The organism is Moraxella bovis, assembly GCF_025985205.1.
Taxonomy (GTDB): Bacteria; Pseudomonadota; Gammaproteobacteria; order Pseudomonadales; family Moraxellaceae; genus Moraxella; species Moraxella bovis.
Genome location: NZ_CP087840.1, coordinates 378,882 through 400,000, shown reverse-complemented (window position 1 = coordinate 400,000; position 21,119 = coordinate 378,882). Strand labels below are relative to the sequence as shown.

Sequence of the window (21,119 nt, the reverse complement as noted above, 5' to 3'; positions counted from 1 at the left end):
TTTGTTGTTATGTCGGTAGGTTTTTCGCTTTATGGCAAATTTCACCACGCATTTGACCGTTGCTGCCATTGCCAGTACTGCCCTTGCCACGTTTGGCTTTGTGGGTGGGTTATTTGGCTTTGGCACGGCCGTTTTTTGTTTGGCGATAGGGGTTATTGGTGGGCTGTTGCCTGATATTGACCTTGAAACATCCATTCCTGCCAAGCGATTTTTTACACTCATGTCGTTATTTGTCGCCACGCTCACCGCCATTTTGTACACCGCCTATCAGACCACAGGCACACAGCTGGTGGAGCAGGCACTCATGGTGTGGGGTGGGGCGTTCGTGGTTGTGCGTTATGGCGTGATAGGACTGTTTAGCCATCTCACCGTTCATCGAGGCATGGTGCATTCGGTGCCATACATGGCGATGTGTGGACTGTTTGCCATCTATGGGGCGTTTTATGGCTTTGGCATGACCGCCAAAGTCAGCTGGTTGTTTGGGGGATTTTTGTTCATCGGGTCGTTGGTGCATTTGGTGCTAGATGAGATATACAGCGTCAATGTGCTGGGGCTTAAACTCAAAAAATCATCAGGCACGGCATTAAAGTTTTTTGAACGTAAAAAATCCCTGCGATATGTCATGCTCTACATCATCGTGCTCGCTTTGTTTTTATACGCCCCTGATTATCAGCCTGCCCTAAATGGCATTCATGCATTGGTACAAAAATTTGCCACTGGCACCATTTAGCACGCTTTTATTAATTTTACCAATCATTGTCATTACATCCCACTCATGTCCGCCATGATGACAAACCTGCCATCAGATGATAAAATGCGTGATATCCAGACAGATGAGTTTATCATGAATAACAATACCGACATTAACTATTATCCTGCACGCACCCTAGCCACACCCATCACTGCCACTGGCATAGGGCTACACAGTGGCAAGGAAGTCACGCTCACCTTGCGAGACGCTCCCATCGGCACGGGTATTGTGTTCGTACGCACCGACCTTGATAACGCCCACATTCCCATGAGTGCTACGCTTATCCAAGATACAATGATGTCGTCTAACTTAGTGGCGGGCGATGCACGAGTTGGTACGGTAGAGCATTTGCTCTCAGCAGTGTCAGCGTGCGGTTTGGATAACCTATATATAGAAGTCAATGCCCCTGAGATTCCGATTATGGACGGCTCGGCAGCACCGTTTTTGTTTTTGATTGACGAAGCAGGCGTGGCAGAACAGCCCGCTCCCAAAGCCTTTTTAAAAATCAAAAAAACCGTGCGTGTGACTGATGAAGACAAATGGGCGGAGCTTGCTCCTTATGATGACGGTTTTTTGATGCATTTTGAGATTGATTTTAATCATGCCGCCATCAAAGCGACCGAGCAGACCACGTCGCTTGATTTTAGTACCGCCAATTTCGCCCGTGAAGTGGCGCAGGCTCGCACGTTCGGCTTTTTAAAAGACTTAGAGATGCTCAAAAAGCACAACCTTGCCTTAGGTGGTAGTATGGATAATGCCGTGGTGCTGGATGAGACATCGGTGGTCAATGGCGAGTTACGTTATCCCAACGAATTTGTCCGCCATAAAATACTAGATGCGGTGGGCGATTTGTTCGTCATTGGGCATAACATCATCGGTAAATTTAACGCCTATAAATCAGGTCATGCCCTAAATAACGCACTCATTCGAGCGGTATTGGCAGATGACAGTGCCTATGAAATTGTAACAAATTATGACAAAAATAGCTGTCCGATAGTCTTCATTCCGCCCAAAAATCCGCTAAACAACGGCAATGATTAGAGGTGATTGTTTAGAGTTTGGCAAGTTTTGGGCAAAACTTCAGTAAGAAACCCAAAAATTAATCAACATCTAATGTAATAAACACAACAGCGAGCTGACAGTAGCTCGCTGTTGTGTTTGTGGGGGTTTTGGGGGATTTGCACAGGGCTTTTATGAGAGTTTTATGGAAATTTTGTGAAAATGGGCGGATTTCTTTACATAAGATTACAAAAAGACCGTAAAAGTCCCAAATTTAAGAACAATTATCATTCTTTGGTGGTGGCGGTTTGAATGAGTTTGATAAAGGACGCCTGTAAACTTGGATTTTTGATGACAAGTTTGGCAGTCTGTGTTATAGTTCGCACCGTGTTTTCGCTTAATGGTTTTTCTAAGGTGGTTGGAGCGGTGATTTGATCGCTGACACGCTGATGAATTTTGTGATTGACAATGGCCCCCATTTTTGAAAACTGCCCAAATGCTGGATGTTCATGCAGTGCCGACAGACATTCTTGATGTAGATAACGTACATGATTGGCGGATGTGATGGTTGGTAGTGCTAAGGTGATTTTATCATCATGAGCATACGCCACTTGTATCTGACTACTAAGCTCGCCCAACACACCTGACAGCAGGGGGGCGGACAGATGGGTCAAGTGAGTAAAGTAGGCAAGTCGTCTGCTTAGGTCTTTGGGAAGTTTCGCCCCTGCCGCCGCTTGTTTTTCGGTGCGATTGGCAAGGTGGTTTGGAAAATGGGTTTTTAGATATAAGTCATCACTCATCATAATACCTTTTAAAAACTGACGGACATGGTGTCCAAGAGCTAAGTTTATCACGCCACCCGCTCAATGCCAATGCCTTATTGAGCCAAAAAGTACGTTCGGATGCGTATGGCATAAACCCAAGCTTTAACAAAACTAACCCATCTGACATCACTCATGTAAACAGGGGACGACCAACCCACAGACAAACGCTGTGTCGTCGTGCATGATGGATGCGAGGCAATCTTATGAAAAAACTCTTTTGGTTAATGTCGGCAATTACCCTGACGACAGTCAGTGCAAATGCAGAAAGTGGCAGAATCACCATCTCATCTGCCAATGGCGAGCGTCAAGTAAACATCATCGCACCGCCCATGCCTACCCAAACGCTAAGCAATGCTGAGCTTGACAGTGCCATCAATGAGCTGATGGGGGCGTCACAAGGTAATTCTCGTCTGACCCAAGGGTTTAGCACCAACACCCAAACACTCACTAACTTTTCAGCAAGCAATAATACAGGCAGTACAGTCGCTGCTCTAAATGGCTCTGCCCCTGCCACAGCTGCTCGTCTGGCTGCCCGTGCCGCTCACGGCAAGAGCGTGGGTCGCTGTGCCATGTATGTGCGTAAGGCACTACAATCCGCTGGTTATAGCTTCACCCCACAGCCATCAGCCTATCAGTATGCTAATGGTACGCTTGCCAGTGCAGGTTTTACCCGTATCAGTAATGACAACTACGTACCACAGATTGGCGATGTAGCAGTCTTTAATCGTACCAGTAAAAATCCGCACGGTCATATCCAAATCTATGATGGTAGCCAGTGGGTATCAGATTTTCGTCAGCCTAATTTTAGCCCGTATCGCAACCACAATGGATACAGCGTATGGCGTGATACTCGTTACCTAGATGCTACGGCAAATACAGGTACGATGCTTGCGATGAACGAGCAGTAATTTGATAAAGACAAAGGGCGATTATTCGCTCTTTTTTGTTGAGTGTTTGTTTTAAAAGCAGGCGTGCCACGCACAAAAAAGGACGCATTTGGTACGCCCTAGATGTCATGGTTATAAAGCATTGTGCCATGCCACAAGCTCATCCACGTCCCTTTTTATGCCGTCTTTTAACTGTGCTAAACTCTCATAATGACGCTCGCCATGCAAGTATTTTTTAAAAATCACACTCAATGTCATGCCGTACAAATCTCCTGTAAACTCTGGCAAATGCACTTCTAGGCGATAATCCGTGCCGTTTACGCTTGGGCGTTTGCCGACATTGACCGCCCCAAATAGGCTGCTTGCGGTTTGACCTTTGATGCCGCCCCCTAAGGCATATAAATCAACTGCCTTGCCGTCCTTAACTGCTAAAATATCCGCCCCAAAAATCCCCTGTGTGGCAGGTTTTAGCCTATCTAAGGCAACGTTGGCGGTGGGAAAATCAAGCGTACGCCCAATTTTGTCGCCATGTACCACTTGCCCTGTCATGGTATAGTCTCGCCCAAGCATGATTTTGGCGGTGTCCAAATCGCCCTGTGCCAACGCACCACGCACCGCCGTGGAGCTAACTCGCACCTTATCATGGGCGATAGTGGCAAGGCTATCCACGCTAAACCCCAGCCCCTGCAAAAACGCCTTATCGCCTGTGCGGTCATGTCCAAAACGAAAATCATCGCCCAGCACCAGATGCTCTGCCCTCAAAGTGGTCAAAAGCGTGGCAAAAGCGTGGGCGGATAGGTGGCGAAAATCGTCATTGAAATTTGCCTTGATGACAAAATCTATGCCATGACCGCCCAGCAAGGCGACTTTTTCGGCAAAGTTTGTCAAGCGGGCAGGGGGGCTTTGTGGGCTAAAAAATTCCCTAGGCTGTGGCTCAAACACCATGACGGCAGTGGCAAGTGATTGCTTGGTGGCGTCTTTGATTAAGGTTTGGAGCATTGCCTGATGTCCCAAATGCACCCCATCAAAGTTGCCAATGGTCAAGGCGTGTGGGGGCAAGGCGGTGGGGGCATGTGGGTCTAAGTTGATGATTTGCATGAAAATGAAAAATGGACGAACAAAGGACATATTATAGGTGAAATTCATCATTTTTTCATAAAAAATTACCATAAAATTTGTTATGATGACCGGTTTGTGTGATGTGATGATTGATGATGATAAAATTTTCTGTCAAATGGCTGTGGTTTGCCATACTGGTGTGGTTTGGGCTGTCCTGCTATGGACTTTTTTTGCGTGTACCAAGCTGTCAAGTGCCAAGCATTAGCCATTTGGATAAAGTGGTTCATTTTGCGATGTTTTTTGGGCAGTTTTATTTGTTATCACTGTTATTTAACATCAATACCAAAACCAAAGCACTCTACCTGTGGGCGGTGGCTTTGGGCTGGGCGATGGCAAGCGAGCTGATACAAGGCTATTTTACCACACGCACCATGGATGTATGGGACGGCGTGGCGGATATGGTAGGGGCGAGTTTGGCGGTGGGGTGGGGGTATTTACGGCAAAGGGGGTGTTTTAAAGGTATTGTTAATTGACCGTGCTTTTAGATGCATTTGCCCTATAAACGCATTGATTTTTGGATGAATAAATTACCCTACACGTCTAAATTTTAAAAATATCTCTTTATTGAACAGTACCTATTTCAAATGTGTGTACCCTACCCACTCACGCCCGATGATAGGGGTGATTATTAATGATACTCATCGCCCGATAGAGCTGTTCTATCAGCACCACTCGCACCAAAGGGTGGGGCAGGGTCAAATCCGACAGCGACCATTTAAAATCCGCCTGCGTTAGCACGTCCGCCGACACCCCGTCCGCCCCGCCGATGACCAGAGCGATATCGGTGCCGTCCGTCATGGCAGTCTGCAAACGGTCGGCAAGGCGTTCGGTAGAGAGCATTTCGCCTTTGACTTCTAGCACCCAGAGCTTTTCTTTGGGTAGGCGAGCGGACAAAATGGCTTGCCCTTCTTGGGTTTTGTATTTTTCTATTTCGGCAAATGATGGATTTTTGGCACGTTTGGCAGGGGGTATCTCCACAATCTCGGTACTCATCATTGGCTGTATGCGTTTGGCGTATTCGTCCACGCCTGTCTGTACCCATGCAGGCATTTTGTGTCCGACACTTAGGATTCTTAATTTCATGGCGATTTATCAAAAGTAAAAAGCGTATTATAAATAAAAACCACAAATATTGGTAAAGTGTAAAAAACTCACCCGTTATTTACACTTAAAGAGCTTAAAGTCATGCATTTAAATGATGCTGGTGTCTACTTGTAAGATGACCTTGTGGTGATTGATGATACATTGCACCTTTGCGGTATGACGCTTTTTCTTGCCAGAATACATCAATGCTTGGTTTTTTTAGAACGATTAACACGCACTTCGCTCACATCCACAATCGCAATGTCATCTTTGGTGGGTGTTTGGGTGGCAATGGCAAAGCCTTGCTTGCTTAGTGTGTCTTCAATCCAATGGCTTTTACGGATAAGTGTGCTTTCATGGATGCCAAAGTCAGCGGCTATCTGCTCATAGGTGCGATATTCTTTAAAATACTGCAAGGTTGCCATTAACAAATTGGGCATACCAATTTTGAGTTTTCTACCACCTCTTTGATGTATGCTAGCTTGTGCTTGCTCTAAACAAGCAAGCATGTTGTTAAAGACTTCTCGCTTAACACCAATTAAGCGTTTAAACTTTTCATCAGATAAGTGTGTGAATGCTTCGTAGTTCATTGGGGTATTTTAGCATAGGAAGGGTTTTGCAGGAGGTCTATTGTTGGCATTGACGCATTTCCAAGTTTACATACAGGATTTGCAGTATTTATCAATGGATTTTTCTTTATCAATCAGCGGTACAAAATTGGCTTGGCGTTATTGCCTATTACCATTGGTTTGATGATTTCTACCCAATATTTTGCCTTTCATTATGGGGTGGATTTATTGGCAGGATTCATATTAGCAATTGGCGTTTTAATGTTTATCAACTATTATCAAAAGGTACAATCATGACCATACTCCCCCTACGCCTCATCGCCACAGGCAAGGCATTGTCACAGCAAAAAGTCCATTCTGGCGAGCTTGATAAACACCTAAATAAACCAGACGGCTATGTACAAAAAAGAAGTGGCATTTTGTATCGTCATCACGCTGATTTACATTTAACCCAAGCTGAGTTGGCAGGGCAGGCGATTTTGGACGCGTGCAAGCAAGCCAACTTGTCTTTGTCGGACATTGACCTTTTGATTACGGTCAATGGCGTACCACAGCAAGCCTTGCCCAGCACCACAAGCCATATTTTTGCAAAACTCAATTGGCAAGGCACAGGCTATGATGTCAATGCCAGTTGCGTGGGCTTTTTGCCTGCTTTGCAACAGGCAGAAGCGTTATTGAATATGGGGTATTACAAACGCATTGCCATTTGTGCGTCCGATTTGGCGTCTCGGGGCTTGAATTGGCAGAACGATGAAACAGCGTTGATTTTTGGCGATGGGGCAAGTTGCGTCATTCTTGAAAAAGGGGCGGGCAATGGCGGTGGGCTGACGAGCTTTTTGATGCAAAGCTATCCTGACGGCATTGAATATTGTCAAATCAAGGCAGGTGACACAGCAAGAAATCCCAAAACAGGCATGACGGACAGCGATTTTTGTTTTGCCATGGACGGCTTTGGCGTGTTTAAAAAAACGAGCGAAGTGTTGCCCGTCTTTTTGGAGAAATTATTTGCCACACCACAAAATCCCTTAACCATCAAAGATATAGATTTGTGGGTAGTCCATCAAGCCAGTCATTTGGGCATGAGCCATCTCATCAAACGCTTGCACATTGACCCACAAAAAGTCATCAACATTTACCCCACGCACGGCAATCAAGTCTCTGCGTTCTTGCCCACGGTGCTACACGAAGCGGTCATTGCTGGGCAATGGCAACGGGGCAAAACGGTGGCACGGGGGCGGGGCTGACTTTGGCAGGGGCGATTTGGCAAATTTAAACAATGGGTAATCAATGAAAATTTTAATCACAGGAGCAACGAGCGGACTTGGGCGGACAGCTTGCGATATGGCGTTGGGGCGGGGTCATCAAGTCATTGCGGTGGGGCGAAACAAAGAAGTATTGAACGAGCTTGCCACGCTTGGGGGTCAGACTTATGCCTGCGATTTGGCGGTGGAGTGGTTGCCCAACCACATTTTTGAGACGGTGGATGCGGTGTGGCATTGTGCAGGGTTGTCATCACCTTGGGGAGCGTATCAGGATTTTTATGCCGTCAATGTGGGGGCGACAAAGCAACTTGCCGAGCAAGCAGGACAGGCAGGCGTGCCGTATTTTGTGCATATTTCTACGCCATCTTTGTATTTTGACTATCAAAATCATCTTGATATTAAAGAAGATTATCAGCCTAGCTCTTATGTCAATCACTATGCCCATACCAAAGCCCTAGCCGAAACGGTTATCCTAAAAATGGTGCAACAATTCCCCCAAACACGCTATATTATGCTCCGCCCCCGTGCGATTTTTGGCAAATACGACCAAGTGCTGATTCCCCGTTTATTAAAAGTGATTGAACAAAAAGGCTTTTTGCCCTTGCCAAATGGTGGGCGGGCGATGATGGATTTCACTTTTGCCGACAATGTGGTGGAAGCCATGCTCTGTGCGGTGCGTACGGATTTGCCAAGCGGTATCAGCGGGCAGGCGTTTAACATTACGGGTGGCGAACCGATGGCGTTAAGGGCGGTGCTGGATAACTTGTTTGTTGATGAATTAAAAATGGACTTTAAGGTTAAAGCCGTGCCATATCCGATTTTGCGTACGCTTGCATTAGGGCTAGAAACCATCGCCAAACTGACCCAAAAAGAGCCGATTCTGACCGCTTATAGCGTCGGGGCGTTGAATTTTGATATGGTATTAAACATTGATAAGGCTAGGCAAATACTCGGTTATGTGCCAAAAGTGAGTATGGCGGAGGCGATTGGGCGGACGGCTGTGGAATTACGCGTTAAGGAGTAAAATAAAACCGTTTCAGGCAGCCCGAAAACAAAAAAACACCGTTTTCATCGTAAAAAAGGTGTTTTCTCATTATTTCAAATACTTGGCATGAAAGGCAATATGCTCGCCAATAAAACTAGAAATAAAATAATAGCTGTGGTCAAAACCCGCTCGCAAATTAAATTTAGGCATTGTTAAACTAAAATACATAATTCAAAGTTCCATTCCACTTAGCAAACAGTAAGTTCAAAGTGTTTTCTATCATTTTCTCGGATTTAGAATAACATTTTGATTTTCTTCTAAATCTTGCTGTGAAATGCCTAATGGGACTATTATAGCCCTCTATGGTAAAAGTTTGAGCTTTGCTTGTCATATGTTTTGATTTTGGAATGACTTCAAGGTAAGATTTCCAGTAGTCACTACAAAACAGTTGAATGTTATGGATGTTCAATTGATTGTAAAGCTGTTTAAAGGTGTTGGTGTCTCGTCTGCCACAAACAAAACCTAAGATTTGTTTTGTTGTTCTGTCAATGGCAAGCGGGGTCCAGCAAGCGTTTTTTATGCTTGGTGTAGCTATGAATCTCATCAAGCTCAACGATATCTATCGCTTGATTGCTATCTTGTTTGATTTGATGTTGTTCGCCAAGTTTTTTAACCCATTGATAGACTGTGCCATAACTAATACCTAATATGCGACCAATTGAACGAAAGCCCAAACCTTCTAGATACATATTGATTGCCATTTGCTTGGTTGCTTCGCTTTTATGATGCGTTGGTTTATGTACTGAAAAGTAATGATTGCAACCTTTGCACTTATAGCGTTGTCTGCCATTGTTAAAACCTGCTTTGACAAAGTGTTTGTGCTTACATTTAGGACAACTATCAAATGTTTCGTTCATTGGTTTTTACTCTATGGTAAAGTATTGAGTTATTTTAACTTATGTATTTGTTTTTAACAATACCGAACAAGCAATCAGTGACTTCACTGGCACTCGAGTACAAAGTATCAAGACCTACCATTTACAAGGTCTTAAAACTTGCTCGCATTAAACTCCTTAAGCCTCAAACCAGTACCAATAATCGCTTTAAACAAGCCAAGTATGGCATTAAACGCTTGGCTAAGGTTGAAAAATCCATTCAAGACAAACTCAAAAGGCAAGCCAAGCGATACAACAAGTCCTATTTTGGTGAGATGGTTCATGTAGATGCCAAACGCTTACCTTTACTTAAAGGACAAAGTACAAACAGTCCTAGAGAATATCTGTTTGTTGCCGTAGATGACTATTCTTGTGAACTGTATGCTGCCATACTGCCTGACAAAACAGCCTTTGGTGCAGCACAGTTTCTGGTAGAGCAAGTGATAGAACCTTGTCCTTACCAAATTGATGTTATTTACTCTGACAATGGCACTGAATTTAAAGGCACAACACAGCATGAATTTGTCAAAGTATGTTATGATAACCACATCAACCAAAAATTTACCAAAGTAGGCAGACCACAAACCAATGGCAAAGCTGAACAGGAGATACGAACATTAATAGAGCTTTGGCATCATCAACATGAGTTTGTCAGCAGTGAACATAGAAAGCAAGAATTAACCAGATTTCTTAATTTCTATAACACTGTTAGACCACATTCATCTTTAACCAAAAAAGATGAGATTACAGGAAAAACTTTGACTTTTACGCCTTATGAATGGTTAGAGTTTTATTTTAAACAAAGTGTAAATAACGGGTGAGTTTTTTACAGTTAAACCCAATGGACTGCACCTTGGGAGGTTGTACTTATTGAGGTAATTTTTGCCTAACCTATGACCGCCCCAATAATGATGAATGGTTACGCACAACCGTACATGAGCTGGGACATAGTTTGGGGTTAGAACATCCATTTCAAGATGATATAAGTAATTTATTGTTTGAAAAAGCTTATACAGACAATCTTATGGACTATAACTCAGGTATCGCACTTAACAAGTACCAATGGGATATTATCTATAATGATGGCAATATAATAGCTAAATAGGCAGATAAAGTATGAAACTCTTTAAAATCATGACTGCTATTGCAGTGCTTGGCTTAACAAGTCTTAGCCATGCCATGTCTTATTATTATAAAGTCATGCTTTCTGATGAACAAATGGCACGGCATCTTGATAAATATGATACGCTAAAATTCTTCAAATATACTACAGTGTACGATGAAATAAAAGATAAAATTCGTTATGAATTTCCTGAAAGGTATCTTTTGTCTGAAAATGGTATCACTCACATTAGATTTTTTTAGGTGAACGCTATACAGACGAAGTAGATTGGTAATTATGGGTGGATAGACACGATCCAGATAAAGTCAATATTATGACCAACACTATTGTCAATACAAAACGCTTACGCTTTAACCGAAGAGTCGCTTTGCAAGTTACCTTTTCGGTATTGGAGCTATAAAAAACTTGTGGATAAAAAAGACCTATATGCTCGTATCCAAAAATACGACAGCAAAGAGTATTTTTTAGAATACATTTATGCACATGATAACAACTGGGATACAAAGCCACAACGAAGCCTGCCCTCTTATATCAAAATACAAAAATACCCTGCTTATACAGGCAGTCATTTAAGTGCCATTCGTTATGTGTTTGATGATAGGCGAGATGTTAGAAAAACAACCAACCATTGCACAAATGCACAAATGGGGGTAAAATCTACCCCTATTTTTATTGAAAAACACCATGAGATACCAATCCACCCGCCCAAAACGCCAATTTCTTGCAGGGGTCAAATGCACCCAATGCAAAGCGACCGATACCACCGTGCAGTTGCAGATTTTCACGCCAGAGCCTGATGAGTACATTGAGTGCGTGGCATGTGGGCATACAGCACGCCGACCCACCGCAGACGACCTGCCCCAAATCCAAGCCACCACCGAAGGGGCGATGACAGAGAGCGTGGGCGTGGTGCGTTTTATAAAATAGCCATCAGATGTCGCCCCATCATGAATTTGAGTCAAAATTTGTGCTTTTTGTCTTAATTTTGTTGTAAAAAGCTGAAAATTCTTGTAAATTTTGATATAGTACAGCAATATTTGTTGGCAAGCGTCTCATTGGCACCATCAGACTCGAATTATATCAAAGTCAGTCAAAGCCCGATGAACGCCCCTGCCATTCATTAGCCCCATTTAGCCAATAAGATAGGTTTCCCATGTCAGAGAAAAAAGACCCGAACGAGATTAATTTTGATGATGAATTTTTGGACATTGATTTTGGCAATGCCGATCTCAATGCCAGCACCGACACCACCGCTGATGTCGATTTAAGTGCCGAATTTGACGAGCTGTTTGACCAAAATACTGCCAACACCGCTAGCTCTGACATTGACTTGACTACCAATGAGCCTGTGGACATCGCCCTATCTGATGTGACCGTGGCTAATAATGCTACTGGCATTGATTTGACCCACGCTACCAATAACACCGCCCAAGATGATTTTTTCAATCAACTAGATGACCTAAACCAAGCCAATGCCCCTACTGACGTGGCAAACGGCAACGTCGATACTGCCCTACTGGGTGCAGGAGCAGTCGCAGGAGCGAGTGTCGCCAGTGGTCTCGGGCAAGGCGAAGTCGCCAAAGATAAGCCTGCTAAAAAAGGATTGTTTGGCAAAAAAGATGGCTCGCCCAAAACCCTAAAAATGACCAAACCCAAAGCCCCTAAAGCTCCAAAGCCTGCCAAAAATAGCGGCGACAAAAGCGACTTGACAGGGCTACTTAGCGACCCTAAAAAGCTCAACAAGCTCATCTTGGGCGGTGTGATTGCCCTAGCCCTGATTGGCGTGGCACTCTACATGGCGATGAGTGGTAATGACAGTAGTACTGTTAATACCCCCACGCCTGCCGTTAGCACAGCCCCTACCCAATCAAGCACCCCTGAACCCACCCCAGAGCAGGCAGAAACAGCACCAGCAGAGACCCCAGCTGTTGATTCTGCTGACAGCATTCTGCCAGACATCAAACCTGTGGTTAATCCCGATGAGATTCTAAATGCTGAGATTCCAACCGACCCTGCACTCATCAAAGAAGAGATTGACCGTTTGGCAGACAAAGATGCCCAAATCGCTGAACAAGAAAAACTCATCCAAGATCAGCTGACTCTAATGGAAGATTTGACGACCGCCAAAGCCGAGCAAATCGCCCTACTCGAAGCCCAAATCGCTGAGCTTGAAAACCAAAAAAACAGCACCAAGACCACCGCTCCTGCCAGTGGACAGTAAGCACCCACCAAAAACAAAGCCCGACGATGTTGGGCTTTGTTTTTGGTTTTGATTTATCAATTTACAAAATCCGTATCGCCTGCTCTCGCTTCTCTAATGCCTTGCCTTCTAGTACCGATTTGGCGACGTGGCGTTCTTTGTCATTATCAAAGCCCAAGATATGCCAGCTTCTCCCTAGGTCAGTGATGACTAAGGTGTCATTTATCAGCTCAATACGAGCATTCTCGCTCAGTTTGACGTTTTGCCCCTGTGCGATAAAGGCACGATTTTTGATGATAATCACCCCTCTGGCGATACAGCTTTGGTATTTTAGGCGGTTTTTGTAGATATTAAAACCAAAAATCAGCACCGCAAACACTGCCATCACCCCAATGGTAATCTGTACAGGAGCGGTCATGGCAACCACCGCCACACATATCGCCAACACAACAAGGACCCCTGCCATGACAAAGACAGGGTTCGACTCGGTGCCATTTAGCGTGATAGACACGCCATCATCAATGACTTTTAGCATTACCAGCCCAACGCTTGTTTTTGGAGTTCAAAAATCTCTTTAATACCAGACTCGGCAAGGTCAAGCATGGCATTTGCCTGCTCACGGGTAAAATACTTATCTTCTGCCGTCCCCTGAATCTCAATAAATCCGCCTGCTTGGGTCATGACCACATTCAAATCGGTATCGCAGGTCGAGTCTTCACCATAATCCAAATCCAAATACGCCCGTCCGTCCTTGATACCGACCGACACTGCCCCCACCAGTCCGATGAGCGGGTCTGTGGTAAGCCTCTTGTCTCGTTGTAGGCTCTCTAGGGCATCAATGAGTGCCACCGCCGAGCCTGTAATGCTTGCCGTGCGTGTGCCACCGTCTGCTTGTATGACATCACAGTCCACATAAATGGTGTTCTCGCCCAGTTTTGACAAATCCAGCATGGCACGGAGCGAGCGACCGATAAGACGCTGTATCTCTTGGGTGCGTCCTGACTGTTTGCCCTTAGTCGCTTCACGTTGAGTGCGTGTGCCTGTGGCTCGTGGGAGCATGCCATATTCGGCAGTGAGCCAGCCTTGCCCTTGACCTTTTAGCCAACGTGGTACGCCTTGCTCTATGCTGACGTTGCATAGCACTTTGGTGTCGCCATAGCAGACAAGCACTGAACCTTCGGCATGTTTGGTGTAGTTGCGGATAAAGCTGATGGGACGTAATTGGGATAATTCACGGTTGTCGTGTCGCATGATGTGCCTTTATAAAGTAAAATTTGGACTATTGTAACAGTTTTTGCCCCAAAACAAAACTGCCCAACCCAGAATATCCCCATTGGCAATATTCAGATTGGACGGATTTTTAAGCGTTATGAATTTTTAGCTTATCACGCCTTTTTATCCTCTTCTAATTTACGCAAATTCTTACGCAAGATTTTACCAACATTAGATTTTGGCAACTCATTAATGAACTCAACATATTTGGGGCGTTTATAGCCTGTTAGATTCTCTTTTGCCCATGCGATGACTTCTTTTTCTGTTAGGCTGTCGTCTTTTTTGACCACATAGACTTTGACCAGCTCGCCACTATGCTCATCAGGCACGCCAATCACGCCACATTCTAGCACTTTGGGGTGAGCGGTGATGACTTCTTCAACTTCGTTAGGATAGACGTTAAAGCCCGACACCAAAATCATGTCTTTTTTGCGGTCAACGATTTTGAAAAAGCCCTGCTCGTCCATCACACCAATATCGCCCGTTTTAAAATAACCGTCTTTTGTCATGGTCTTCTCGGTCTCATCGGGGCGGTTGTAGTAACCTGCCATGACCTGCGGACCTTTGATGGCAATCTCGCCTGCTTCCCCAAGTGTCACTTCTTTGCCGTCATCATCCAATAGGATAATGTCGGTATTGGGAAATGGAATGCCGATTTTGCCAGTATAACTGCCTGGCGGATTTAGCGTGGCGACAGGCGATGTCTCGGACAGCCCATAGCCTTCAACGATGTAAGTACCCGTGAGCTTCTCCCATGCTTCTGCTGTGCTTGGTAGCACCGACATACCCCCACCAAGCGATAGACGTAGGTTGGTATGGTCAAGGTTTTTAAAGCCTTCATGATGAGCCAATGCATTAAATAAGGTATTAACCGCAGGGAAAAACACAGGACGATATTTGGCAAAATCTTTGGTCAAGGCATCAAAATCACGAGCGTTGGTGATAAGTAGCAAGCTAAACCCCATCTTCAAACCAAGCATGGATACCGTAAATGAGAAAATATGATACAAAGGCAACGCTGTGGCGATGTATTCACCTGTCAAATCTTTATTGGTAGAAAATATTTTATTAACAAATGTCATGCATTGTTCAACGTTAATCACAAGGTTCTTATGCGTGAGCATCGCCCCTTTTGCCACGCCTGTCGTACCGCCTGTGTATTGTAGCACCGCAATGTCATCAAGCGACAGCTCGGGGCGGACATAGCGACTTGCCGATACTGCCGTTAGGGCATCTTTAAAACTCACGGCATTGGGAATGTTCCAGCTTGGCACCATTTTTTTGACATGGCGGACGACCAAATTCACCAAAATGCCTTTGAGCCCCATCATATCGCCAATGCTCGCCACAATGACATGCTTAACCTGCCCTTTGTTTTTGACCTTTTCAAAGGTATGAGCAAAGTTCTCCACGATGAACAACGCCTTTGTCCCGCTGTCATTAAGCTGATGTTCTAGCTCATGCGGTGTGTACAGCGGATTGACATTGACAAGAGTCAGACCTGCCCGAATAATGCCCATCATCGCAATCGGATACTGCAAAATATTTGGCATCATCACCGCCACTTTGTCGCCCTTATCAAGCCCCAGCGACTGCAAATAACTGGCAATCTGACGGCTGTATGTATCAAGCTCACGATAAGTAATGGACGCCCCCATACACGTTAGGGCGACTTTATTGCCATGTTTGGCAAAGTTCTGCTCAAAGCTGTCAAGCAGGGAATTGACACCGTCTGGCACCTTGACATTAATATCAAGCCCATTATCGGCGTAGGTTTTTACCCAAGGACGGTCGGCAGGGACACTAAAATTTTGCATGATTCTTCCTTAATATTCTAAGATGGAATGTATTGGCAGTAAAATCGGTCAAATTGCTCAAAAATTAATCACAATCAGATGCTTAAATGTAAGCAAATATTACGCTATAAAATACACCATTTTTGCCAAATTGCCAAATGATTTTTGTTTGAAAGGGCAAAATTTTTGTAGTGATTATGTTGTTTATGGGGTGTTTATAAAAATGCTTGATAAGTGATTGATGAGAAAATAAAAGATAAAAAAGGTAAAGTAGCACAAGGCACGCAGGCAACACCTAAATCAAAAGCAAAGACCCCTATTTTTATTAAGTTAAAGCCAAAGATAATGCCTTATAAAGTCCAATTTTTAAAAATTGGTAAACTTTAAAGGACAAAAATAGGGCGATGGTTTGATAGACGAATCCCAAATTCGTTGCATGTTCAATGCTAGGGCAACAATGCCATTTTAATTCGCCTTGTGCTACTTTGGTTTTTGGATAAAATGGGCTTTATAGGTCAAAACCCATTTCCCCAAAATCGGTTATCATAGTTTTACGGTCAATAACTCATCAATGATTGCTTTAAATTCATTTGGCACAATGATTTTAAAATTGGCAATCTCATTTTTTATAGCGATGAGTTTTTCGGTTTCGGCTTTTACTTTTTCGTTTAACAGCATTTGGCGTTCGTGAGAGCGTTTATTATACTCTTCTTCATAAGCCACAAGCGATTTATTTTGAAATTCACGGAATTTGGCTTTATAGGCATTTACCGTACTTTCATGTTCTCTATGCTCGGCTAATAGATAGTTTTGTAATTGTTGTAATTCATCTAGCTCATATAATGGCGTGTGATGAATTTTAAATACCTGTTCGCCCACTTCTTTAAAACTAATGCGTTCTTTTTTGGTAAGGCTTGTGCGGATTTTATCAAAGTTATGAATAAATTTGCCAATATGAGACGCTTTGGCTTCGGCAGTCTTATAGGTAATAACATCAGATAATGGCAATGTCAAAAGATAATCCTCCATAGCCACATTGATTAGGCGTTGCAATTCTAACACATCAATACCCACCAATAATGAATCTTGCTCATCTCGCACTTGTTTGATTTTGATGTTAATCATATCAAGTCTATTGTCTTTCTCTTTAATAGCACTTCTAAAAAAGGCAGAAATGGCGTATAACTTACCAATATTGGCAAGTTTGCCATCAATATCATTAACCTTTTTAAAGTTATCCAATGATTCACCGTCAAGGCTAGATGTGTGCGTTTCTAGGTTGGTAATCTCATCTTGGATTGGTTTTAGGGTTTCTTTGATACGCTCACAGATATAATTGGCTTCTGATGAAGTCAAACCTGATACATTAAAATAGGGGTTTTTGGTTAATAGTTTGTGGGTTAATTCTTGGCTCATCATAATAAAATCCTTAATCAATTTAAAAATACTATGGCTATATTAACGAAAGTTAAACGTTAAATCAAGACACAAATTAAATTATCTATCTTCACTCATTTAACTTCAACAATTCATCTTTTATTCTTTTGGCATTTTGATAAACATCATCACAAAGCACAATCTCATCATCACCGCCAAAATGTGAAACATTCGGTAACTCTTGCAAAAATTCATCAATATCATCAAGCGTTAAAAATCTGCCGTGCAAATCAAAACCAACATTTAAAATCTTGCCTTTGACTTTTGCCATGCGGTCATGAATATGCCCGTGCAAATGATAATAGCCCTTATGACAGCCGTCCCATTCATCTATCGGATAATGCGATAAAATCAGTGTATGTTTTGTTTCTTTAAAAGTTAATTTTAAATAATCCTGTACCGATGATAATAGTGGATTGCCGTCATTTTTGGTTTGAGTTAAAAACCGCTCTTTATGCCGTTTGATTAAATTATCGTGATTGCCCAAAATTAAATGATGTTTGCCATTTAACTGACTTAATACTTTCTCAATCTCTGTTAAATCGTGGCTAAATGACACATCGCCCAAATTATAGACCACATCATCAGGAGTAATAGTGGCATTCCAAAATTTAATGAGTTCATCATTCATTTTATCCAAACTTTCAAAGGGTGTGCGAAAAGTTGGACAAAATTTGGCGATATTTTTATGGCTAAAATGCAGGTCAGAAGTAAAATAAATCATTGGTTTTTCCTTAAATTGTAAGGTGCGTATTACGCACCGTGATTGGGTATGATTGGTGCGTGGTACACACCTTACGGATTATCTCCAATTAACACCTGTTAAAGCGTCAAAAACACAACTGATATAATCATTTCTTTTTGCAAATTCATATTCAGCATAAAATTTATCAATATCATCATTACTTAGATTGATGATACACTCGGTAAAATGCTGTTTATGCTTTTGATTATCTAGCCAATGTTTCATTATTGATTTAAATTCTGGACAGTCTTGTGCAAATACCATATCAATTTTATAATCAACAGGATGTGGATAATAATTAACCCAATAATCATAAGCACTACTGAATATATAATTTATGGTAGATTGTGGTGTTTTTAGCGTTTCCCAATATTCTAAAAATGGTTGAATATTTGCACCACCAATATGAAACATCAATAAACAGTCAAATACACCGTCTTGTTGCCATTTTAAACGCTCATAAGGATAAACATTAACTAAGACTTTTAGATACTCATAGCAAAATTTATTCCACAGAGCCATTTCTTGTGTGCTAAAACTGCCTTTTGGACAATTTCCCACACGCTGAAAATAAATTTCAGTAGAATGGTGTAAATTTTCACCTTCGGTAATAATTCCACCATTCTAGGTAAAAAATATTTTAATTCATCAGGTCTTTCTATCGGGTCTTTGGCGGTATCATTGTAATCCATACAAATGATTACGAGTTAATTCACGCAAAGGCAATGTTCGCAGTTCTAATTCAAGTTTTTCATCGATACATAAGCCACAAGTACAGACATTTAACAATCCAGTTGGTTTTGGATAATTAAATACTTGATAAAATTCATCAATGATAGATTGAAATGGTTTTAATTCATCTGATTGTTTCATAATCGCCCCAAAAACTCTTGAATAAACGCAATTTTATCCAGTTCTGATAACTGATTAAACTTCTCTTTATTATCCTTAATATAATCAATCAACGGATAATATTCTTCATCAACTTGTCTTTTATCCAGTTTACGCCCAAGATTGGTAGCATTGCTACGCCCCAAAAATTTTGAAATCAAATAATACGGCGATTTAAGTTTAAAGAGCATTTCTTTTGTTTGGCTATCAAACACCATAAAACCTTCGTGTTCTACGGTTTTTAATAAGGCTTTTAATTCGCCAAAAGGCATTGCTGTTATCATTTGCGGGCGATTGATTGTAATACCGCTACCAATGGCGTTTTGTTCGGCATTAAATGTATCGGCAATGGCATTTAATTCATTTTCATCAAATTGTCGCCCTGTCGCCACATCAATAATCCCAATCAAAGTTTCGCCAAACACTTCTTTGATGATATGCACATCTTTTTCATCGGTGATTTCAAATAAAAAGGTGTGATTGGGATATTGTTTAAACAGCATTTCATACTTTTGGCAATGGATTTCATTCATTTTGGCAAAATCACTGTCCAAAGAACCTGTGGTAGAGTACAATACTTGATGATTAAACTCAGCGTGATAACTTGGATGCGTTTCATCAAGTGCCACATAAGTACACACGCCCAAAAACCCATTGACCTTTAATACCACATCCACCAAATGATTATCGTCTATGCTAATGGGATATTTGGATTTTTTGGCAATGCGTTCTGAATAATTAAATACTTTTTTAAAGGGGCGAACAATGATATTGTTATATTTATCAAGCACCAATCCACGCATTTCAAGTAAGGCGTTGTCAAAAGTATTATTAAAAAATACATCTCTCTTGTATTTTAAGACAAACAATTCTGGATAAGTTTTCGATTGTTTGATGATAAAATTTCTTTTGCCGTATTTTAGATAGTCATCAGTAATATAACTTTGGCGGTTTTCGTCAAAGGGTAATTCTTTTTTGTTGTTAAATTGGCTCATTTTTTCAATATTAGCTTTAATGTCATCGCTCATTGGGCGAATTGGGTCAATATGAATTTCATCACGAAGTTGATTATTGTTTAATTTAACATAAGCAGACAACACATCGTCTCGTTTGACATTATGCACATTGTCAAAAAAATTATGCAAACGATAAATTTCCGTAACCAGTCCTTTTTTACGAGCCGATTGTAAAAGATGAATACAAGACGATGATTTTTGGTTGGTATTGGAATTAATCACCAATATATCCAAATTAGGATTGGCACGGGCTTTTTCAAAGGCGGTTTTCATTGCGGTTTGACCGATTTGCACCGCTTTTTCAATCCGCTCTGGCGTCCAATGATAAACGCCATTTTCATCGGTTAATAATAGGTCGTTTTCAATATGAATAATTTCGCCATTTGGGAATTCTTTTTTAAATTCGGCAATTTTTTGTTCGGCAAAGGTGGATTTGCCAGAACCTTGATGACCACGAATTAGGATAAATTTTTGCATTGGGTATTCCTTAAAATAGGTGCTTACTTTTATTGTCCAAAGTTTGTGCCAAGTTTGAAAAATTGGCGAAAAAATTTTTTAAGTGATTGATTTTTAATAAATTAAATTTTTAAAAAGTTTTTAAATCGCCTATTTAATGCTTAAATTTTTTATTAAAAACTATAAAATATTCTAGTTATTTATAAAATAAGATATAATTAAACATACTGTTTTTTTTGAAAATTACCAACCCCAAATCATCAACACCTTAAAATTTACCCATAAAAAACCGCCCCTATTTTACAATAAGGACGGTAAAAAATTAACCAATCAAACAAAATTTGACAGATTTTACGCTATTTTGCAATAGGTTGGGATTTGAACCCAATTTCAACCAAATGTAATCTGTCAGGCATTTTAATAAGAATTTTTTAAAGCATTAAACCAATTTGTTAATGATAAAAGACATTGGAAAAATGTAATCATCAACACATTTTAATGCAAAAACATAACCAAAATCATTAAGACAGCTCATTACCCAAAAATGTAGTCTTAATGGCATTTATGTTATTGGGGGATTTATATAACCAAAATTTGTTTAGATACCGTATGATCTATCCAATTGAGCTACAAGCGTTTGCACGCTTGGGCGGACTTGAACCGCCAGCCTTACCATTATCATTGGAATGTAATTTAAACGGCATTTATACAACCGTTACTATTTTATTAAATTTTATTAAAAATGCAAGGATTTTTTTATAAAATTTTT

General features: G+C 41.7%; 26 protein-coding genes. 13 read left to right on the top strand and 13 right to left on the bottom strand.

Annotated features, from left to right (window positions below):
• Positions 1 to 31: 31 nt before the first annotated feature.
• Positions 32 to 730 carry a metal-dependent hydrolase gene (locus LP107_RS02025; RefSeq protein ID WP_079325037.1) on the top strand — a complete coding sequence of 233 codons (699 nt, stop codon included), beginning with the start codon at positions 32 to 34 and terminating at the stop codon, positions 728 to 730.
• Between the two features lie 114 nt (positions 731 to 844).
• Complete coding sequence (gene lpxC / locus LP107_RS02020; RefSeq protein ID WP_112742780.1) at positions 845 to 1,792, top strand: UDP-3-O-acyl-N-acetylglucosamine deacetylase; 948 nt, start codon at positions 845 to 847, stop codon at positions 1,790 to 1,792.
• Between the two features lie 245 nt (positions 1,793 to 2,037).
• Here lpxC and LP107_RS02015 read toward each other — a convergent pair whose 3' ends face one another.
• Complete coding sequence (locus LP107_RS02015; RefSeq protein ID WP_143821735.1) at positions 2,038 to 2,604, bottom strand: hypothetical protein; 567 nt, start codon at positions 2,602 to 2,604, stop codon at positions 2,038 to 2,040.
• Between the two features lie 173 nt (positions 2,605 to 2,777).
• Between LP107_RS02015 and LP107_RS02010 the strand changes: the two genes are divergently transcribed.
• Positions 2,778 to 3,482 carry a CHAP domain-containing protein gene (locus LP107_RS02010; RefSeq protein ID WP_029103867.1) on the top strand — a complete coding sequence of 235 codons (705 nt, stop codon included), beginning with the start codon at positions 2,778 to 2,780 and terminating at the stop codon, positions 3,480 to 3,482.
• Between the two features lie 111 nt (positions 3,483 to 3,593).
• Here LP107_RS02010 and ribF read toward each other — a convergent pair whose 3' ends face one another.
• The gene (ribF, locus tag LP107_RS02005) at positions 3,594 to 4,607 is read right to left on the bottom strand and encodes a riboflavin biosynthesis protein RibF (protein ID WP_228157758.1); all 1,014 of its coding nucleotides are present in this window, start codon (positions 4,605 to 4,607) and stop codon (positions 3,594 to 3,596) included.
• Positions 4,608 to 4,675: 68 nt separating this feature from the next.
• Here ribF and LP107_RS02000 point away from each other — a divergent pair, with 68 nt between their 5' ends.
• A complete protein-coding gene (locus tag LP107_RS02000) occupies positions 4,676 to 5,053 on the top strand; it encodes a VanZ family protein (RefSeq protein WP_158079711.1) in 378 nt (125 codons plus the stop codon).
• A 130-nt stretch (positions 5,054 to 5,183) separates the two neighbouring features.
• On the opposite strand, the gene rlmH is transcribed toward LP107_RS02000, so the two are convergent.
• Both rlmH and LP107_RS01990 read right to left on the bottom strand, forming a co-directional pair.
• Entirely contained in the window at positions 5,184 to 5,663 is a 480-nt protein-coding gene (rlmH, locus tag LP107_RS01995) for a 23S rRNA (pseudouridine(1915)-N(3))-methyltransferase RlmH (protein WP_078275106.1), read from the bottom strand.
• Positions 5,664 to 5,866: 203 nt separating this feature from the next.
• Positions 5,867 to 6,253 carry a helix-turn-helix domain-containing protein gene (locus LP107_RS01990; protein WP_112741781.1) on the bottom strand — a complete coding sequence of 129 codons (387 nt, stop codon included), beginning with the start codon at positions 6,251 to 6,253 and terminating at the stop codon, positions 5,867 to 5,869.
• A gap of 39 nt (positions 6,254 to 6,292) precedes the next feature.
• Here LP107_RS01990 and LP107_RS14405 point away from each other — a divergent pair, with 39 nt between their 5' ends.
• The 3 genes from LP107_RS14405 to LP107_RS01980 are packed head-to-tail and all read left to right on the top strand — an operon-like array spanning position 6,293 to position 8,518.
• Complete coding sequence (locus LP107_RS14405) at positions 6,293 to 6,529, top strand: phosphatase PAP2 family protein (protein WP_420832151.1); 237 nt, start codon at positions 6,293 to 6,295, stop codon at positions 6,527 to 6,529.
• Positions 6,526 to 7,476, top strand: coding sequence for a 3-oxoacyl-[acyl-carrier-protein] synthase III C-terminal domain-containing protein (locus tag LP107_RS01985; RefSeq protein ID WP_228157757.1), 951 nt, complete (start codon positions 6,526 to 6,528; stop codon positions 7,474 to 7,476). Before LP107_RS14405 ends, LP107_RS01985 begins: the two co-directional genes overlap by 4 nt.
• Before the next feature lie 43 nt (positions 7,477 to 7,519).
• The gene (locus tag LP107_RS01980) at positions 7,520 to 8,518 is read left to right on the top strand and encodes an NAD-dependent epimerase/dehydratase family protein (RefSeq protein WP_078275108.1); all 999 of its coding nucleotides are present in this window, start codon (positions 7,520 to 7,522) and stop codon (positions 8,516 to 8,518) included.
• Between the two features lie 178 nt (positions 8,519 to 8,696).
• Here LP107_RS01980 and LP107_RS01975 read toward each other — a convergent pair.
• A protein-coding gene (locus tag LP107_RS01975; protein ID WP_228157684.1) for an IS1 family transposase occupies positions 8,697 to 9,396 on the bottom strand; the annotation gives its coding sequence in 2 pieces (ribosomal slippage) (positions 8,697 to 9,051 and positions 9,050 to 9,396; 702 coding nt in all).
• A 77-nt stretch (positions 9,397 to 9,473) separates the two neighbouring features.
• Between LP107_RS01975 and LP107_RS01970 the strand changes: the two genes are divergently transcribed.
• From LP107_RS01970 to LP107_RS01955, 4 genes are all read left to right on the top strand, one after another.
• The gene (locus LP107_RS01970; protein ID WP_208624034.1) at positions 9,474 to 10,235 is read left to right on the top strand and encodes an integrase core domain-containing protein; all 762 of its coding nucleotides are present in this window, start codon (positions 9,474 to 9,476) and stop codon (positions 10,233 to 10,235) included.
• 295 nt (positions 10,236 to 10,530) lie between these two features.
• Complete coding sequence (locus tag LP107_RS01965) at positions 10,531 to 10,779, top strand: hypothetical protein (protein WP_112741779.1); 249 nt, start codon at positions 10,531 to 10,533, stop codon at positions 10,777 to 10,779.
• Between the two features lie 442 nt (positions 10,780 to 11,221).
• Positions 11,222 to 11,464: a YheV family putative metal-binding protein gene (locus tag LP107_RS01960; protein ID WP_112741778.1), complete on the top strand. Its 243-nt coding sequence runs from the start codon at positions 11,222 to 11,224 to the stop codon at positions 11,462 to 11,464.
• 226 nt (positions 11,465 to 11,690) lie between these two features.
• Positions 11,691 to 12,758 carry a hypothetical protein gene (locus tag LP107_RS01955; protein ID WP_264675990.1) on the top strand — a complete coding sequence of 356 codons (1,068 nt, stop codon included), beginning with the start codon at positions 11,691 to 11,693 and terminating at the stop codon, positions 12,756 to 12,758.
• A 61-nt stretch (positions 12,759 to 12,819) separates the two neighbouring features.
• Here the strand turns inward: LP107_RS01955 and LP107_RS01950 are convergent, their stop codons facing one another.
• From LP107_RS01950 to LP107_RS01940, 3 genes are all read right to left on the bottom strand, one after another.
• Positions 12,820 to 13,272 carry a hypothetical protein gene (locus tag LP107_RS01950; RefSeq protein WP_078274610.1) on the bottom strand — a complete coding sequence of 151 codons (453 nt, stop codon included), beginning with the start codon at positions 13,270 to 13,272 and terminating at the stop codon, positions 12,820 to 12,822.
• The gene (gene rph / locus LP107_RS01945) at positions 13,272 to 13,988 is read right to left on the bottom strand and encodes a ribonuclease PH (protein WP_078274611.1); all 717 of its coding nucleotides are present in this window, start codon (positions 13,986 to 13,988) and stop codon (positions 13,272 to 13,274) included. The genes LP107_RS01950 and rph overlap by 1 nt, the downstream gene beginning before the upstream one ends.
• A 134-nt stretch (positions 13,989 to 14,122) precedes the next feature.
• The gene (locus LP107_RS01940) at positions 14,123 to 15,826 is read right to left on the bottom strand and encodes an AMP-binding protein (protein WP_264675991.1); all 1,704 of its coding nucleotides are present in this window, start codon (positions 15,824 to 15,826) and stop codon (positions 14,123 to 14,125) included.
• Between the two features lie 213 nt (positions 15,827 to 16,039).
• Here LP107_RS01940 and LP107_RS01935 point away from each other — a divergent pair, with 213 nt between their 5' ends.
• The gene (locus LP107_RS01935; RefSeq protein WP_158079673.1) at positions 16,040 to 16,192 is read left to right on the top strand and encodes a hypothetical protein; all 153 of its coding nucleotides are present in this window, start codon (positions 16,040 to 16,042) and stop codon (positions 16,190 to 16,192) included.
• Between the two features lie 156 nt (positions 16,193 to 16,348).
• Here LP107_RS01935 and LP107_RS01930 read toward each other — a convergent pair whose 3' ends face one another.
• The 5 genes from LP107_RS01930 to LP107_RS01910 form a co-directional block, all read right to left on the bottom strand.
• Positions 16,349 to 17,224, bottom strand: a complete 876-nt coding sequence (locus LP107_RS01930) for a hypothetical protein (protein WP_228157756.1) — start codon at positions 17,222 to 17,224, stop codon at positions 16,349 to 16,351.
• Positions 17,225 to 17,312: 88 nt separating this feature from the next.
• Positions 17,313 to 17,966: a phosphoesterase gene (locus LP107_RS01925; protein ID WP_078274614.1), complete on the bottom strand. Its 654-nt coding sequence runs from the start codon at positions 17,964 to 17,966 to the stop codon at positions 17,313 to 17,315.
• 78 nt (positions 17,967 to 18,044) lie between these two features.
• On the bottom strand, positions 18,045 to 18,509 hold the full coding sequence (locus tag LP107_RS01920; RefSeq protein WP_078274615.1) for a hypothetical protein: 465 nt from the start codon (positions 18,507 to 18,509) through the stop codon (positions 18,045 to 18,047).
• A 156-nt stretch (positions 18,510 to 18,665) separates the two neighbouring features.
• The gene (locus tag LP107_RS01915; RefSeq protein WP_078274616.1) at positions 18,666 to 18,860 is read right to left on the bottom strand and encodes a hypothetical protein; all 195 of its coding nucleotides are present in this window, start codon (positions 18,858 to 18,860) and stop codon (positions 18,666 to 18,668) included.
• Positions 18,857 to 20,371 carry an RNA ligase gene (locus tag LP107_RS01910; RefSeq protein WP_078274617.1) on the bottom strand — a complete coding sequence of 505 codons (1,515 nt, stop codon included), beginning with the start codon at positions 20,369 to 20,371 and terminating at the stop codon, positions 18,857 to 18,859. The genes LP107_RS01915 and LP107_RS01910 overlap by 4 nt, the downstream gene beginning before the upstream one ends.
• Before the next feature lie 534 nt (positions 20,372 to 20,905).
• On the opposite strand from LP107_RS01910, the gene LP107_RS01905 reads away from it, so the two are divergent.
• Positions 20,906 to 21,112 carry a hypothetical protein gene (locus tag LP107_RS01905; protein ID WP_112741774.1) on the top strand — a complete coding sequence of 69 codons (207 nt, stop codon included), beginning with the start codon at positions 20,906 to 20,908 and terminating at the stop codon, positions 21,110 to 21,112.
• The last annotated feature ends 7 nt before the right edge of the window (positions 21,113 to 21,119 follow it).

Excerpts from the sequence above, each read along its gene's own strand:
- LP107_RS02025 (WP_079325037.1), top strand. The coding sequence starts at position 32 with ATGGCAAATTTCACCACGCATTTGACCGTTGCTGCCATTGCCAGTACT.
- lpxC (WP_112742780.1), top strand. The coding sequence starts at position 845 with ATGAATAACAATACCGACATTAACTATTATCCTGCACGCACCCTAGCC.
- LP107_RS02010 (WP_029103867.1), top strand. The coding sequence starts at position 2,778 with ATGAAAAAACTCTTTTGGTTAATGTCGGCAATTACCCTGACGACAGTC.
- ribF (WP_228157758.1), bottom strand. The coding sequence starts at position 4,607 with ATGAATTTCACCTATAATATGTCCTTTGTTCGTCCATTTTTCATTTTC.
- LP107_RS02000 (WP_158079711.1), top strand. The coding sequence starts at position 4,676 with ATGATAAAATTTTCTGTCAAATGGCTGTGGTTTGCCATACTGGTGTGG.
- rlmH (WP_078275106.1), bottom strand. The coding sequence starts at position 5,663 with ATGAAATTAAGAATCCTAAGTGTCGGACACAAAATGCCTGCATGGGTA.
- LP107_RS01990 (WP_112741781.1), bottom strand. The coding sequence starts at position 6,253 with ATGAACTACGAAGCATTCACACACTTATCTGATGAAAAGTTTAAACGC.
- LP107_RS01985 (WP_228157757.1), top strand. The coding sequence starts at position 6,526 with ATGACCATACTCCCCCTACGCCTCATCGCCACAGGCAAGGCATTGTCA.
- LP107_RS01980 (WP_078275108.1), top strand. The coding sequence starts at position 7,520 with ATGAAAATTTTAATCACAGGAGCAACGAGCGGACTTGGGCGGACAGCT.
- LP107_RS01965 (WP_112741779.1), top strand. The coding sequence starts at position 10,531 with ATGAAACTCTTTAAAATCATGACTGCTATTGCAGTGCTTGGCTTAACA.
- LP107_RS01960 (WP_112741778.1), top strand. The coding sequence starts at position 11,222 with ATGAGATACCAATCCACCCGCCCAAAACGCCAATTTCTTGCAGGGGTC.
- LP107_RS01955 (WP_264675990.1), top strand. The coding sequence starts at position 11,691 with ATGTCAGAGAAAAAAGACCCGAACGAGATTAATTTTGATGATGAATTT.
- LP107_RS01950 (WP_078274610.1), bottom strand. The coding sequence starts at position 13,272 with ATGCTAAAAGTCATTGATGATGGCGTGTCTATCACGCTAAATGGCACC.
- rph (WP_078274611.1), bottom strand. The coding sequence starts at position 13,988 with ATGCGACACGACAACCGTGAATTATCCCAATTACGTCCCATCAGCTTT.
- LP107_RS01940 (WP_264675991.1), bottom strand. The coding sequence starts at position 15,826 with ATGCAAAATTTTAGTGTCCCTGCCGACCGTCCTTGGGTAAAAACCTAC.
- LP107_RS01930 (WP_228157756.1), bottom strand. The coding sequence starts at position 17,224 with ATGATGAGCCAAGAATTAACCCACAAACTATTAACCAAAAACCCCTAT.
- LP107_RS01925 (WP_078274614.1), bottom strand. The coding sequence starts at position 17,966 with ATGATTTATTTTACTTCTGACCTGCATTTTAGCCATAAAAATATCGCC.
- LP107_RS01920 (WP_078274615.1), bottom strand. The coding sequence starts at position 18,509 with ATGGCTCTGTGGAATAAATTTTGCTATGAGTATCTAAAAGTCTTAGTT.
- LP107_RS01915 (WP_078274616.1), bottom strand. The coding sequence starts at position 18,860 with ATGAAACAATCAGATGAATTAAAACCATTTCAATCTATCATTGATGAA.
- LP107_RS01910 (WP_078274617.1), bottom strand. The coding sequence starts at position 20,371 with ATGCAAAAATTTATCCTAATTCGTGGTCATCAAGGTTCTGGCAAATCC.
- LP107_RS01905 (WP_112741774.1), top strand. The coding sequence starts at position 20,906 with ATGGCATTTATGTTATTGGGGGATTTATATAACCAAAATTTGTTTAGA.